The organism is Salipiger thiooxidans (assembly GCF_900102075.1).
Taxonomy (GTDB): Bacteria; Pseudomonadota; Alphaproteobacteria; order Rhodobacterales; family Rhodobacteraceae; genus Salipiger; species Salipiger thiooxidans.
In genome coordinates this window covers 19,644-34,301 of sequence record NZ_FNAV01000023.1, presented here as the reverse complement: position 1 = coordinate 34,301, position 14,658 = coordinate 19,644, and the positions used below count along the sequence as shown (strand labels likewise).

General features: G+C 67.5%; 12 protein-coding genes. 10 read left to right on the top strand and 2 right to left on the bottom strand.

Features of this window, described 5'->3' with window-relative positions; genetic code table 11:
- Window positions 1-15: 15 nt before the first annotated feature.
- Entirely contained in the window at window positions 16-1,974 is a 1,959-nt protein-coding gene (locus BLQ77_RS24520; RefSeq protein ID WP_089963604.1) for a 4Fe-4S binding protein, read from the bottom strand.
- Window positions 1,975-2,346: 372 nt separating this feature from the next.
- On the opposite strand from BLQ77_RS24520, the gene BLQ77_RS24515 reads away from it, so the two are divergent.
- From BLQ77_RS24515 to BLQ77_RS24480, 9 genes are all read left to right on the top strand, one after another.
- The gene (locus BLQ77_RS24515) at window positions 2,347-2,886 is read left to right on the top strand and encodes a DUF3305 domain-containing protein (RefSeq protein WP_008887948.1); all 540 of its coding nucleotides are present in this window, start codon (window positions 2,347-2,349) and stop codon (window positions 2,884-2,886) included.
- Window positions 2,883-3,476, top strand: a complete 594-nt coding sequence (locus BLQ77_RS24510; RefSeq protein WP_089963554.1) for a DUF3306 domain-containing protein — start codon at window positions 2,883-2,885, stop codon at window positions 3,474-3,476. The genes BLQ77_RS24515 and BLQ77_RS24510 overlap by 4 nt, the downstream gene beginning before the upstream one ends.
- Window positions 3,473-4,081, top strand: a complete 609-nt coding sequence (locus BLQ77_RS24505) for a TorD/DmsD family molecular chaperone (RefSeq protein WP_008887917.1) — start codon at window positions 3,473-3,475, stop codon at window positions 4,079-4,081. Before BLQ77_RS24510 ends, BLQ77_RS24505 begins: the two co-directional genes overlap by 4 nt.
- 65 nt (window positions 4,082-4,146) lie before the next feature.
- Window positions 4,147-4,341: a twin-arginine translocation signal domain-containing protein gene (locus BLQ77_RS24500; RefSeq protein ID WP_008888009.1), complete on the top strand. Its 195-nt coding sequence runs from the start codon at window positions 4,147-4,149 to the stop codon at window positions 4,339-4,341.
- A 167-nt stretch (window positions 4,342-4,508) separates the two neighbouring features.
- Window positions 4,509-7,493, top strand: coding sequence for a formate dehydrogenase subunit alpha (locus BLQ77_RS24495; protein WP_089963551.1), 2,985 nt, complete (start codon window positions 4,509-4,511; stop codon window positions 7,491-7,493).
- 12 nt (window positions 7,494-7,505) lie between these two features.
- Window positions 7,506-8,099 (top strand): formate dehydrogenase FDH3 subunit beta, encoded by a 594-nt coding sequence (gene fdh3B, locus BLQ77_RS24490; RefSeq protein ID WP_008887940.1) that lies wholly within the window; start codon window positions 7,506-7,508, stop codon window positions 8,097-8,099.
- 176 nt (window positions 8,100-8,275) lie between these two features.
- On the top strand, window positions 8,276-9,496 hold the full coding sequence (locus BLQ77_RS24485; RefSeq protein ID WP_089963549.1) for a formate dehydrogenase subunit gamma: 1,221 nt from the start codon (window positions 8,276-8,278) through the stop codon (window positions 9,494-9,496).
- A gap of 72 nt (window positions 9,497-9,568) precedes the next feature.
- Entirely contained in the window at window positions 9,569-9,694 is a 126-nt protein-coding gene (locus BLQ77_RS29745) for a hypothetical protein (RefSeq protein WP_008887964.1), read from the top strand.
- Between the two features lie 21 nt (window positions 9,695-9,715).
- The gene (locus tag BLQ77_RS24480) at window positions 9,716-11,056 is read left to right on the top strand and encodes a sigma-54-dependent transcriptional regulator (RefSeq protein WP_089963546.1); all 1,341 of its coding nucleotides are present in this window, start codon (window positions 9,716-9,718) and stop codon (window positions 11,054-11,056) included.
- 127 nt (window positions 11,057-11,183) lie between these two features.
- Here the strand turns inward: BLQ77_RS24480 and BLQ77_RS24475 are convergent, their stop codons facing one another.
- The gene (locus BLQ77_RS24475) at window positions 11,184-12,323 is read right to left on the bottom strand and encodes a hypothetical protein (RefSeq protein ID WP_089963544.1); all 1,140 of its coding nucleotides are present in this window, start codon (window positions 12,321-12,323) and stop codon (window positions 11,184-11,186) included.
- A gap of 608 nt (window positions 12,324-12,931) precedes the next feature.
- Here BLQ77_RS24475 and BLQ77_RS24470 point away from each other — a divergent pair.
- Complete coding sequence (locus BLQ77_RS24470) at window positions 12,932-14,581, top strand: BCCT family transporter (protein WP_008887908.1); 1,650 nt, start codon at window positions 12,932-12,934, stop codon at window positions 14,579-14,581.
- Window positions 14,582-14,658 lie beyond the last annotated feature (77 nt).

The following is a 14,658-nucleotide window of genomic DNA, read 5'->3' as shown; positions in this document are numbered from 1 at the left end:
GGTTCGGGGCGCGGGTCAGTGGTCGCGCCGCTTGGACAGGTAGTCGTCGGTGGTGCGGGGACGCGGACGCTCGGGCCCGGTCAGCGGGTTGTTCTGGTTGTGATACTGCGCATTGATGCGGCAGTCATCGCACATCTGGATCATGCGCAGCCGCTCACCGTCGGCGAACATCGAATGCCCGCGCAGCTTCTCGGTGATCCGGTCGATGGTGGACTTCACGCCGAAGAGGCTGCCGCATTCGATGCAGGCAAAGGGCTCTTCCTCGTTCAGGATCTCCTGCGAAAGCGCACTCTCGTTAAGGTTGAATCTCGGGTCGAGTGTGATCGCGTCCTCGGGGCAGACCGTGGCGCAGATCCCGCATTGCAGGCAGGCGTCTTCCTGGAAGCGGAGCTGCGGCAGGTCCGGGTTGTCGCCAAGCGCCCCCGAGGGGCAGAGCGAGACGCAGGAGAGGCAGAGCGTGCAGGCGCCGGTGTCGACCAGCACGGCGCCGTAGGGCGCGCCTGCGGGAAGGGGCAGGATGCCGCCCTCGGGATGCAGCGCGCGGGCCGCCTGACGGGCGATCTGGCGGCGGGTGCCCATCGGGCGCACGGGGCTTGCCAGCGGGGCAGGGGACTCTCCGCCGTAGAGCGTGTCGGACATGGCGTCGGGGTCGGGCGTGTCGAGCACGGCGATGCGGCTTTCGCCCGCGATGGCTGAGGCCAGCGCCACCTGCGCGGCAACCGCGTCGCGGTCCGCTCCGGGTCCGGGCAGCAGCGTGACCGAGGCGAAGCCGGCGGCCAGCGCGGCCAGCGCCTCGGCATGACCGAAGGCCCCGATAGCGGGCAGCTCGAGCGGGATCACGTCGGCGGGCAGGCCGCGGCCGTGGCGGGCCGAGAGCCGCACCATCTCGGCGCCATGGGCATCGTGTACCAGCAGGCGCGGGGCGTGGCCCCCGGCGTCGAGGAACGCCTTGGCAAGGGTCTGCACCCGGCGCATCGTCAGGTCCACCGGCGGCGCGTCGTAGCTCACCGCGCCCGAGGGGCAGGCGGCGGAACAGGCGCCGCATCCGGCGCAGATCATCGGGTCGATGGTGACGTGATCGCCGTCGGGCAGGATGGCGCCGGTGGGGCAGAGATCGAGACAGCGGGTGCAGCCGGTCTGCCCGGCGCGGGAATGGGCGCAGAGCAGCGGCTCGGCGCGGATGTAGAGCGGCTTCTCGAAGGTACCGACGAGGTGCGAGGCGGCGAGGATCGCGGCGCCCACGGCGGGGGCGTGGGTCGGATCGGCCCGCAGGTAGCCCTCGCGTTTCTCGTGGGCGGGGAAGAGCGGCTGTCCGCCGCGCAGGTCGAGGACGATGTCGCACTGGCTGCGCCCGCCGTCCTGCGGCTCGGTCAGGGCAAAGCCGCCGCGCCCGCCGGGCACGACCTGCTGCAGCGCGTCGATGACCACCTCGAACTGCCCCAGCGCGCCGGACGCGCGGCGCAGGCGGCCCACCACCACGTCATAGGCGCGGGTGTCGGGGATCTCGGTGGCATCCTCCAGCAGCACCGTCACCCCCAGATGGTCCTTGAGCTGCTCGGCGGCGGCAAGCGCTACCTCGGTGGACCCGAGCACGAGGCACAGCCCCTCGGAGATCACGTCAAGCATCCGGCCGGCGGGGGCGGGCAGGGCGGCCTCGGCGGCGAGGGCGGACATTTTGGCCAGTTTCGGGGCGGGATCGGCGGACCATCCGGCGCGGTCGCGCAGGTCGAGCAGGGCAGGGGGGGCGACGTCGAGTTCCTCGGCCAGCGCCTCGAAGGTACGGGCCTCCTGGGTGCAGCAAATAATCGTGTCCGCCGCGTCCGGGCCGGTCATGGCGGTGGCCGCTCGGGCGATCTGGGTGGTGCAGAGCGCCGAACAGGGGGGGGCGACCGCGTGTCCGGTGGCCTTGGAGAGGGCCTCGGCGTCGATCGTCTGGCTTCCCAGACAATCGCATGTTATCAATGTCTTGGGCATGATTTCCCCCATTGGCTGGGGCCCGTTTCGGGCCCGGTCCGGCGCTGGTGCGCCGAAAGGCTAGCGTCCGAATGGGCACGGCTTCAACCGGATTTCAAGGGTCTTCGGCAGACGCTGAAGGCCAATCGGCGCAGGTGATTCGCCGGGTTCCGCAGGGTAAGCGATTTGTCGCCGAAACCAGAGCAAAACAGTCAAGATGGACAAAATGTCCCTTTCGCCGAAAGTGGCCGGGCCGGGCTGGCCAGAAAGGCCGACCGCGCGGAGATTTTACCGACAGATCAAGGATCCCCCTTTCGCGATTCAGCCGAAAGCTCCATCTTGGGCCCTCACGCAGGAGGCCCCGTGACCCAGGAACAGAAACCTTATCGGTCCATGCCGATCGGTGTCGTTGTCAAACGGCAGCCGGGGGTGACCCGCTGGGCGAAGTATGCCTGGAAGGCGACGTCGATCCTGCCGGGCGCCGGCGACGCGCATTGGCGCGAGCTGCGGCGCGAGGGCGACGTGGTCGAGTTCCACGCCGGGACCGCGACGCTCGAGCTCTTCGGGGCCGAGACCGAGGCCTATGTCCACGGGCTCGGCGCGCAGGTGCCTTGTCTCTACGTGATCATGCGCCAGATGCCCGGCACGCCCGACACGCCCTTCGAGATCCTGCTCGTCACCGCCTCGCCCTACGAGGCGCAGGATTACTGCGACACCGGCGAGGAGCTGGTCGAGAAGGTCGCCATGACCCCGGGCATCGAGGCCTGGGTGCGCGACTTCGTCGAGCTCTTCCACGAGGACGAGGAATTCGTGAAGCGCCGCCGGCACCGCGAGCGGGTCGACAAGGTCGAGGACGGCATCGGCGATCCGCGCATCGGCGGGGTAGGGGACGTCTACGCCTCGCCCGCGCTGCAACGGAGGCGGATGCAATGAGCGGCTTCTGGTCCCGCCGCCGCGAGGCGGTCGCCGCGGAGGAACGCGCCGAGGCCGAGGCGGTCGCCGCCGCCGATGCCGCGAAGACCGAAGCCGAGCTCGAGGCGCGCAGCGACGAAGAGCTGCTGGCCGAGCTGGGCCTGCCCGAGCCGGAAAGCCTCGTCGGCGGTGAGGAGCTTCAGCGCTTCCTCGCGTCGCAGCTGCCGCAGCGGCTCAAACGACGGGCGCTGCGCACGCTGTGGCGCTCGAACCCGGTGCTCGCCTGCCTCGACGGGCTCAACGACTACGAGGACGATTTCACCGACGCCGCCGTGGTGAAGGAGGGGATGCAGACCCTCTACCAGGTCGGCCGTGGGTTCGCTGAGCGCGTGCAGGAGGTCGCCGAGAAGATACCCGAAGTGGCGGAAGCAGAGCCCGAGGTCGAGCTCGCCACTGACGCACCCGCACCGCTGCCCGAGCCTCCGACGCAGATGACCATGGCTGAGCCGGTCCCGCCCGCCGACGCGGTCGAGGACGAGCCCGCCGCCGACATCCTTCCGCCCCGGTTCCGGCGGATGCAATTCCAGTTCGACGAAGGACGCCCCGCATGACCGAGACCGCACAGACCGTCCGGGTCGCCGAGGAAGACCGCCTGCGCGCGGATCTCTACAATTTCCTCGGGCTGCTGCTCAGCAACCCGCCCGACCGGATGCTGCTTGACCAGACCGCCGGGCTTCAGGGCGACGACAGCGAGCTGGGGCAGGGGATCACCACGCTCTCCAAGCTCGCGCGGCTGACCAAGCCCGCCACCGTCCAGAGCGAGTTCAACCGCCTCTTCATCGGCCTCGGGCGCGGCGAGCTGCTGCCCTATGCCAGCTACTACCTGACGGGTTTTCTCAACGAGAAGCCGCTCGCGGCGCTGCGGCAGGATATGACGGCGCGCGGCCTTTCGCGGGCCGACAACGTCTTCGAGCCCGAGGACAACATCGCCTCGCTGATGGAGATGATGGGCGCGATGATCGTGGGCCGCTTCGGCACGCCCGCGACGCTCGGCCAGCAGCGCGACTTCTTCAACCGGCACATCGCACCGTGGGCCGGTCACTTCTTTGCCGACCTCGAGGGCGCCAAGAACTCGGTCTTCTACGTGCCCGTGGGCACCGTGGGCCGCTGCTTCATGGCCATCGAGTCCGAGGCATTTCGCATGAGCGCGGGTTGATCGCCGCGCGCATAAGGGGCGCCTTGGCGCCATTCACCGGGAGCAACCAGCAAGGGAGGACTCTCATGACCGGAAAGACCGAAGGCAGCAGCCGCCGCGATTTCCTCAAACTGGCCGGCACCGTGGCGCCGGCGGCGGCCGTGGCCGTCGCGACCGCGGGATCCGAGGCCAACGCGGCCCCGGCCGAGCCCGATCTGTCCTCGGACAAGATGCAGGACACGGCCCATACACGCGCCTACTACGCCGCCGCACGGTTCTGAGGCGGCCCGCCCGCGGTTGCCGCGGGCCACGAGACGACAGACGGCCCGGCCTCCGGACCCGAGACGACCCGGCGAGATACGACTGGTTGCGAAACGCCCGACTGTGATCGCCAAACGATAGCCACCACGGCGCAGGGCCCAGTTCCTGTGCTCAGGGAGTGAAAACCATGTTGAGGAAAAAGACCAACGGGGTTGCGAGACGCCCCCAGCGGACAAGTATCCTGTCTGACGTGGCCAATGCCTCGGTCGACCGCCGCGCGTTCCTGCGCGGCTCCGGGCTGGCCATCGGCGGCCTTGCCGCCATTGCCGCGACAGGCGGCACCGTGAAACAGGCAAACGCGGCCACCGCCGCAACCGGCGGCACCATCGAGGTGAAGAAGTCCGTCTGCACCCACTGCTCGGTGGGCTGCACGGTCATCGCCGAGGTGCAGGACGGCGTCTGGATCGGGCAGGAGCCCGGCTGGGACAGCCCGTTCAACCTCGGCTCGCACTGCGCCAAGGGCGCATCGGTCCGCGAGCACGCCCACGGCGAGCGCCGCCTGAAGTACCCGATGAAGAAGGTCGGGGGCGAATGGCAGCGCATCAGCTGGGAGCAGGCGATCGACGAGATCGGCGACCAGATGCTGAAGATCCGCGAGGAGAGCGGCCCGGATTCCGTCTACTGGCTGGGATCGGCGAAGCACTCCAACGAACAGGCCTACCTGTTCCGCAAGTTCGCCGCCTACTGGGGCACGAACAACGTCGACCACCAGGCGCGGATCTGTCACTCGACCACCGTTGCGGGCGTTGCGAACACATGGGGCTACGGCGCCATGACCAACAGCTACAACGACATCCACAACAGCCGCTCGATCTTCATCATCGGCGGCAACCCGGCCGAGGCGCACCCGGTCTCGCTGCAGCACGTGCTGAAGGCGAAGGAGCAGAACAACGCTCCGCTGATCGTCTGCGACCCGCGCTTCACCCGCACCGCCGCCCACGCGGACGAATACGTGCGGTTCCGTCCGGGCTCGGACGTGGCGCTGGTCTGGGGCATCCTGTGGCACATCTTCGAGAACGGCTGGGAAGACCAGGAATTCCTGCGCACCCGCGTCTGGGGGATGGACGAGATCCGGACCGAGGTCGCCCGCTGGACCCCCGATGAGGTCGAGCGCGTCACCGGCGTGCCGGAAAGTCAGGTGGCCCGCGTGGCACGCACGCTGGCCAACAACCGTCCCGGCACCCTGATCTGGTGCATGGGCGGCACCCAGCACACCAACGGCAACAACAACACCCGCGCCTACTGCATCCTCCAGCTCGCGCTGGGGAACATGGGTGTCGCGGGCGGCGGCACCAACATCTTCCGCGGCCACGACAACGTGCAGGGGGCGACCGATCTTGGCGTTCTCGCCGACACGCTGCCGGGCTACTACGGCCTGACCGCCGGGGCCTGGGCCCACTGGGCCCGCGTCTGGGGCGAGGATCTCGACTGGCTCAAGGGCCGCTTTGCCACGATGAAGGGTAAGGACGGCAAGGACAAGGAGATGATGGGCCTTTCGGGCATCACCGTCTCGCGCTGGATCGACGGCGTCCTCGAAGCCAAGGAGAACATCGAGCAGCCGGACAACACCCGGGCCATGGTGTTCTGGGGCCACGCGCCCAACTCGCAGACCCGGCTGAAAGAGATGAAGACGGCGATGGAAAAGCTCGACCTGCTGGTCGTGGTGGACCCGTTCCCGACGGTCTCGGCGGTGATGAACGACCGCACCGACGGCGTCTACCTGCTGCCCGCCTCGACCCAGTTCGAGACGCGCGGGTCGGTGACCGCCTCCAACCGTTCGCTGCAATGGCGCGAGCAGGTGGTGGCGCCGCTGTTCGAGTCGCTTCCCGACCACATCATCATGACGAAGTTCGCGAAGAAGTTCGGTTTCGCCGACCGGATGCTGCGCAACATCGAGATGGAGGACGACGAGACTCCCAGCATCGAGAGCATCACCCGCGAGTTCAACCGGGGCATGTGGACCATCGGCTACACCGGGCAGAGCCCGGAGCGGCTCAAGCTGCACATGGAGAACCAGCACACCTTCGACAAGACGACGCTGCGCGCCAATGGCGGGCCCGCCGACGGTGACTTCTACGGCATGCCGTGGCCCTGCTGGGGCACCGCCGACATGAACCACCCGGGCTCGGCGAACCTCTACGACCAGTCGCTGCCGGTGGCCGAGGGCGGCCTGCCGTTCCGGGCGCGCTTCGGCGTCGAGCGGGATGGCGACAACCTGCTGGCCGACGGCTCCTACCCGGTCGGCTCGGAGATCCAGGACGGGTACCCCGAGTTCACCATGCAGATGCTTATCGATCTTGGCTGGGACGGCGACCTGACGCCCTACGAGCGGCGGATGATCGAATATGTCGCCGGTTACATCGACGCGCGTCCGGAAACCGACACCGACCTCGGCGAGCAATCCCAGACCGGGCCATACCCGTCGGACTGGGCCGAGCAGATCGGCGGCGTCAACTGGAAGACCGACCTGTCGGGCGGCATCCAGCGCGTTGCCATCGCCCATGGCTGCGCCCCCTACGGCAACGCCAAGGCGCGCTGCGTGGTCTGGACCTTCCCGGACCCCGTGCCCGTCCACCGCGAGCCGCTCTACACCAACCGGCGCGACCTCGTGCAGGACTACCCCACCTACGACGACCGCACGTTCTGGCGGGTGCCGACGCTTTATGCGTCGATCCAGAAGAACGACTTCTCGAAGGACTACCCGATCATTCTCACCTCCGGCCGTCTGGTCGAATACGAAGGTGGCGGCGATGAAACCCGGTCCAACCCCTGGCTGGCCGAGCTTCAGCAGAACATGTTCATCGAGATCAACCCGCGCGACGCCAACAACCTCGGTGTGCGTGACGGGGCCCAGTGCTGGGTCGAAGGTCCGGAAGGCGGGCGCGTCCGCGTGATGGCCATGGTCACCGAGCGGGTGGGCGAGGGCGTTGCCTTCATGCCCTTCCACTTCGGCGGCTACATGGAGGGCAAGGACCTGCGGTCCAAGTACCCCGACGGGGCCGACCCGATCGTGCTGGGCGAAAGCACCAACACGGCGCAGACCTACGGCTATGACTCGGTGACCATGATGCAGGAAACCAAGGCCACCCTCTGCAAGATCATGCCGGCGTAAGGAGAGATACACATGGCACGCGCTAAATTTCTCTGCGACGCGGAACGCTGCATCGAGTGCAACGCCTGCGTCACCGCCTGCAAGAACGAGCACGAGGTTCCGTGGGGCATCAACCGCCGCCGCGTGGTGACCATCGAGGACGGCAAGCCCGGCGAACGATCGATCTCGGTCGCCTGCATGCACTGCTCGGATGCACCCTGCATGGCGGTCTGCCCGGTGGACTGCTTCTACCAGACCGACGAAGGCGTGGTCCTGCACTCCAAGGACCTGTGCATCGGCTGCGGTTACTGCTTCTACGCCTGCCCCTTCGGCGCGCCGCAGTACCCGCAGGCGGGCAATTTCGGCAGCCGCGGCAAGATGGACAAGTGTACCTTCTGCAACGGCGGCCCCGAAGAGAACGGCTCGGAAGCCGAGTTCCGCAAGTACGGGCGGAACCGGATCGCGGAAGGCAAGCTGCCGATCTGCGCCGAGATGTGCTCGACCAAGGCCCTGCTGGCGGGGGACGGCGACATGGTGTCGTCGATCTACCGCGAGCGCGTGGTGGCCCGCGGCTTCGGCTCGGGCGCCTGGGGCTGGGGCACCGCCTACGAGAAGAAGGCACCCTGATCTGACGGATCGGACCGGGCGGGATCTCCCGCCCGGTCGCCTTGCTTCCCGCGCGGTCCCCGCCGCGTGACGTGACTGACAATGGCGGGAGTATTCCGCCCCCGAGAGACCTGCCGCACCGCGTTCTGCCGGACCGGGACCGCGCGGCCCTGACCGACATGCCAGGGAGACCCCCCATGCTCCGCCATCTGATGGCACTACTCACCCTGACCCTGCTGGCGCTGCCCTTCCCGGCGGCCGCGCAGACCGACCCGACCGCGCCCGACCCCATCGCGGGCACCAGCGTCGACGACGGGTCCGCCACCGCCACCGGGCGCCAGACGCTCGAGGACATCCTTGCCCGCCAGCGCGGTGAAGAGCCCGCCAACCCGATCCGCAGCGAGGATCTTGGCGGCGACGCGCTGAACGCGCCCGGCATGGGTCCGCTCGGCGGCGCCTCGGATGCCGACATCTGGCGCCAGATCCGCTTCAACGACGCCGACATCCGCAACACCACGCTCAACCCCAACGGCGACGTGCTGGTGCAGACCGGCGGCATGTGGTGGGAAAACCTGCGCAAGAACGAGCTGCGCACCTACGGCGGCTGGCTGCTGCTCGGCACCATCGCGGTGCTCGCGGTGTTCTTCCTGATCCGCGGCCGCATCCGCATCGACGGCGGCAAGGACGGCACGCTGGTGCTGCGCTTCAAGTTCATCGAGCGCATGGCGCACTGGGTGCTTGCCGGCTCGTTCCTGCTGCTGGGCTTCACCGGGCTCTTCAGCCTCTTCGGCCGCAAGTACCTGATCCCGGCTTTCGGGCACGAGGTCAACTCGGTGCTGCTCACCGGTTCGAAGTTCATCCACGACAACGTCAGCTGGGCCTTCATGATCGCGCTGATCATCGTCTTCGTGATGTGGATCTGGCACAACATCCCGGACCGCACCGACATCACCTGGTTCGCGCAGGCCGGTGGCATCATCGGCGACAAGCACCCGCCCGCCAAGAAGTTCAACGCGGGTCAGAAGATCATCTTCTGGTCGGTGATCGTGCTCGGCGCCTCGGTGTCGGTCTCGGGCCTGTCGCTGCTCTTCCCCTTCCAGATGCCGCTCTTCGCGCACACCTTCGAGGTCATCAACAACATCGGCGTCCCGGGCTGGTTCGGCTTCGATCCTCTGCCGGTGACACTTGCGCCGCAGGAAGAGATGCAGTTCGCGCAGCTCTGGCACGCCATCGTGGCCTTCCTGATGATGGCCGTGATCCTCGGCCACATCTACATCGGCACGCTGGGCATGGAAGGCGCCTATGACGCCATGGGCTCGGGGCTGGTCGACCGCAACTGGGCGCACCAGCACCACTCGCTCTGGCTCGAACACCTCGAGGAGGAAAAGCCGGGCAAGATCCGCACCCCGGCCGAATAGGGCGGCGAGGGCCCCTCGGGGCCCTTCCGCTTCGCCTCCCGATACCTATCTCCCCTCGAAAGGGTGCTACTGATGAAAGCCATGCTCAGCGGCTTTGCCGCAATCATCATCATCGGCGTGGGGGCCTATTACGGGCTCCACATGCTCGACTTCTCGTCTCAGGACGTGTTCTCGAGCCCGAACGTCCGGCTGGACTGACCGGAAGGGGCCGGTGACGGCATGACCGACAAGGATGACTACGGCGGCAAGCTGCGCGGGGCCTCGATCCTCGTCGTGGACGACGAGCCGGGGATGCGCAACTTCCTCACCAAGATCCTCGGGTCGCGGGTCAAGCGCGTCGAGCAGGCGGGCTCGCCCGGCGAGGCGTCGAAGAAACTCGACGACGGCCATTACGACCTCGTCATCGTCGACAACATCATGCCGGGCCGCACCGGTCTCGACTGGCTCGAGGAGCAGTACCGCAAGGGGCTGTTCGCCGAGACCATCCTGATCACCGCCTACGCCGATCTCGACACCGCCATCGCGGCGCTGCGGATCGGGGTGAGCGATTTCGTCCTGAAGCCGTTCCGCGCCAACCAGATCCTCGGGGCCGTGGCGCGCGCGCTCGACCGCCGCTTCCTGCGCCGCGACAACACGCTCTTGCGCCACGAGCTGCACGCGGGCGGCAGCATGGCGGGCAAGCTCCTCGGCAAGTCGCCGGCGATGCTGGCGGTGCGCGCCATGCTCGAGAAGCTCGCGCCGCTGCCGACCCCAGTGCTGCTGACCGGCGCCAGCGGCACCGGCAAGGAGCTGGCCGCGCGCCACCTGCACCGGCTCTCGGCGCGCCGCGACAAGCCATTCGTGGCGGTCAACTGCGCTGCCATCGCACCCGACCGCATCGTCCCCGAGCTTTTCGGCACCGTCGAGGGCCGCGAGCGGCTGACCCCGGGCCTGCTGTTGCTTGCCGACGGCGGCACGCTCTTCCTCGACGAGGTGGTGCAGATGCCCGAGACGCTGCAATCGGCGCTCCTGCGGGTGCTCGAGGACCAGCGACTGCGCCCCGAGGGCGCCGAGCGCGAGATCCCGCTCGACCTGCGCTTCCTCTTCGCGACCAATGCCGACCTGCCGAAGGCGGTGGCCGAGGGCAAGTTCCGCGCCGACCTCTATCACCGCATCAACGTCATGCAGATCGAGATGCCCGCGCTCAAGGACCGGGCCGAGGACACGGTCGAGCTCGCGGCGCTGTTCCTGTCGCAGTTCCAGGCCTCGCTGTGCCTGCCGGGGCTCGAACTCAACGAGGTGACGCTGCTCAAGTTGCGCAGCTACGACTGGCCGGGCAACGTGCGCGAGCTGAAGAACATGATCGAGCGCTCGGTCATCCTAGGCGAGTTCCCCGAGGAATTCGCGGGCACGGGCACGGTGACCGGCGCGCAGGCGATCGAGAGCCTCGATTTCGTGGTGCAGCGCCACATCATGCACATGCTGGACGAGTGCAAGGGCAACCGCGCCGAGGCCGCCCGCCGACTCGGCGTCTCGCGCAAGACCATCGACCGCAAGCTGGCGCTCTGGTCGACGGACTGACGTCCGTGTCCGATGCGCGTGTCTTCCAGGCACGGGTTCGGCGGGGGTACCGGGGTCCAGACTACGCGAAAGCTCCGGCATTGGCCGGAGCTTTCGCTTTTGCCCAGGTCCAGTGCGTTCGGGGGGCCTACAGCACCGCCCGCGCGATGCGGAGCATCTGCAGCAGCTCGTATTCCGAGTCGTCGAGCTGCACGATCTGCCCGTTCAGCACGGCGTAATTGTCGCCGTCCTGCAGCCGTGGCAGGCGATAGAGGTTCCTCAGCTCGTCCTGCGTAAGCGCCGCCGTCGGGGCAATCGGAACGCTGTCCGACAGATCCGCCACCCGCGCCATGAGGTTGACCAGAAGCAGCGAGCGGTAGTCGTCGTCATCGAGCAGCACCGGCATGCCGTCGATCAGCCCGTAGCGCTGACCACGCGGCGCCGGATCGAGGTCGAAGAGCCGCGCGATCTCGTCCGATTGCAGCAGCAGGTAGTCCGGGTCGGGATCGACGTCGAAATCCGAGCCGAGCCATTCGCCACGACGCTCGCGCCACAGCTCGTCATAATCGTCGCGATCGTAGGACGCCCAGTCGTCGTAGCTCATGCCGTCGCGGGCGAGACCCGGCGGTACGCAGGGCGGATCCTTCTTGGCAAGGCCCGGCGGGCAGTTGCGATATGTAATCAGCTCATCTTCGGGCACGTCGCCGACCACCAGCTGCGGCGTCGCGAGGGCGAGGGCCGTTGCGCCAAGCACCCGCGCCATATCGCGCCCCGCGGGCGCCGGGGTCGAGACAAGTCGGCTCACCACGGTCTCGCGTTCGTCCTTGGTGAAGGCCTTGCGGTCCTTGCCGCGGTTGCCATTGCCCTTCGAGACGTGCTCGGGACCGTTGCCGTCCGCCTTGGACTTTGGCCCGCCTGCATGCTCGGGTTTGCCGCCGCCGTTGCCGGCATTTGCTTTCCCGTTGCCCTTGCCGGGATTGCCGTTGCCGTTCCCGTTGCTGGCATGATCGGGACCCTTGTCCGCCTTCGCCTTGCCATTGCCCTTGCCGGTCTGGGTGTTGCCGTTCCCTTTTCCGCCGTTGCCTTGGCCCTGCTTGGACAGCTTCTTGTTGCCGCCCCCGTTGCCATTGCCCTTGCCGTTGTTGCCGTTGCCCTTGGCGAGCCAGATCTGCTCGGTGGAGGCCGGGCCGATGCCGGAAAGGTCTCCGAATGCGTGGACCGGAGCTGCGGACAGATGGGTCGAAGAAAGTGCGAGCGCCACGGCGCCGCCGATAATGAGCTTGTTCATGACAGACGCCTTTCGTTTGGGCCCCCAACGCGACAATCGCGCATTGCGTTCCCTTGGCCGGGGTCCCGGCACCGACGTGAGAGACCTGTTCGCGCCCGCCGGCGCCCCGTTTTCGATGGGGATCACGCCACCACGGTGGCGGCGAGAAAAGCCCTCGTCCTGCTCTTCAGCCGCGGCAGCAGCATGGCCCGCGCGCCTGAACCCGCTGGGCCCCGACCACGGGAAAGCCGCTTTGTTCCCAGAGCCATACCGCGTCGTTTCCAAGACCGGGTTGCTGGGGCAGGGTCATGGCTGCGACCACCTGCATCTTGCCGAGCGAGCCCGACACATATCGCTCAAGATCATTCGGTGGGACTGCTGTGAACCTCGGTCAGAGTGGGGTGGCGACTTTGGCTCTCGGGCGCCTTGAGGCGGCGTGACAGTCATCGCCTCACCAAGGGGGGAGGGCGGCTTGCCGGGGGTTCCCATCAGCCCCCGGGCGCCTCCTGAGACACGCCAGCCCGGCCCCTGATACAGGTCCCACAACGCCGCCAAGGGCTGACAAACCGGTTTCGTGAGCTAGGTCCCTCCGAAACCAATCCGCCAACCAGTCCACTCAGGAGAGCCAGATGCACGACAAGATGCCGCAAGAACGGCTGTTCATCTTCCCGAGGGTGCACAAGGCCGTCTTCGCGGTCTCGGCGCTGCTCATCGTCGGTTTCATCATCTTCGGGGCGGCGTTCAACGAGCAGGCCAACAGCGTCTTCACCGGTATCCAGAACTGGTTCGCCGACACGCTCGGCTGGGCGCTGATCATCGAGGTCAACATCTTCGTGGTCGCCACGATCTACCTCGCTTTCGGCCCCTTCGCCGACATCCGCCTCGGCCGGATGACCGATAAGCCCGCCTACGGGCTGATCTCGTGGACGTCGATGCTGTTCTCGGCGGGCATCGGCATCGGCCTGATCTACTGGGGCGTGGCCGAGCCGCTCTACCACTACTTCGCGCCGCCCATCGGCGATCCGGAAACGCAGGAGGCCGCGCGTCAGGCGATGGTGCTCTCGTTCCTGCACTGGGGCTTCCACGGCTGGGCGGTCTACGCGGTGATCGCGCTGGCGCTGGCCTATTTTCACTTCCGCAAGGGCCTGCCGCTGACCATCCGTTCGGCGCTTTACCCGATTCTCGGAGAGAGGATCTTCGGCCCGTGGGGCAGCGCGGTCGACATCCTCGCGGTCTTCGGGACGATGTTCGGCATCGTCACCTCGCTGGGGCTTGGTGCCATGCAGATCAACGCGGGCCTGGGCGAGGTCTTCGGCATCGGCGACAGCGTGGTCACCCAGATCCTGATCATCGCGGCGATCACGCTGGCGGCGACAATGTCCGTGCTGGCCGGCCTCGACGGCGGCATCAAGCGGCTATCGAACCTCAATATCGGGCTCAGCTTGGTCTTCCTGATCTTCATACTGATCGTCGGCCCGACGGTCTTCATCTTCGATCTCTTCGTGCAGAGCTACGGTGACTACGTCGCCCGCTTCGTCAGCTGGGCCAGCTGGACGGAGGCCTGGCAGGCCGATGGCTCATGGCAGAATTCCTGGACCATCTTCTACTGGGCGTGGTGGATTTCCTGGTCGCCGTTCGTGGGCGTCTTCGTGGCGCGCATCTCCAAGGGCCGCACCATCCGCGAGTTCGTGCTGGGGGTGATGCTGCTGCCGACCTCGATCATGTTCTTCTGGTTCTGCGCCTTTGGCGGCACCGCGCTCAACATCTCGCTGGGAGGCGACGCGACGCTGGTCGAGGCCACCCGGAACGACTACGGCGATGCGATGTTCGCCCTGCTCGACTACTTCCCCGCCTCGGGGCTCATGTCGGGCTTCGCGATGATCCTCATCGTGCTGTGGTTTGTGACCTCCTCGGACTCCGGGTCCTTCGTGATCGACATGCTGACCGCGGGCGGCGACACCGATCCGCCGAAGGTGCAGCGGGTGTTCTGGGCGATCACCGAAGGCGCCGTGGCCTCTGTGCTGCTGCTGGCGGGCGGGCTCAACGCGCTGCAGGCGGCGGCGGTGGTGGCCGGCTTCCCCTTCGCGGTGGTCTGCCTCTTCATCCTGATCGGGCTCTTCAAGGCGCTGCGCTGGGACACGCTGATGGTCTACCGCCACAACCAGCGTTACCGCGACGACGAGGAAGCGGATCACGCCATGCCGTCGGAACTGCCGGGAGAGCTCTACGGCGCGGAACCGACGCCACCGCCGAGGCCCGCGTACAATCCTGCGGAGTGACCCCTTTCGGAACCAGACATCGGACCGGCGTTTTCGCCGGTCCCTTGCGTTGGCGGGCTCCGCAATCGGGGACCTGC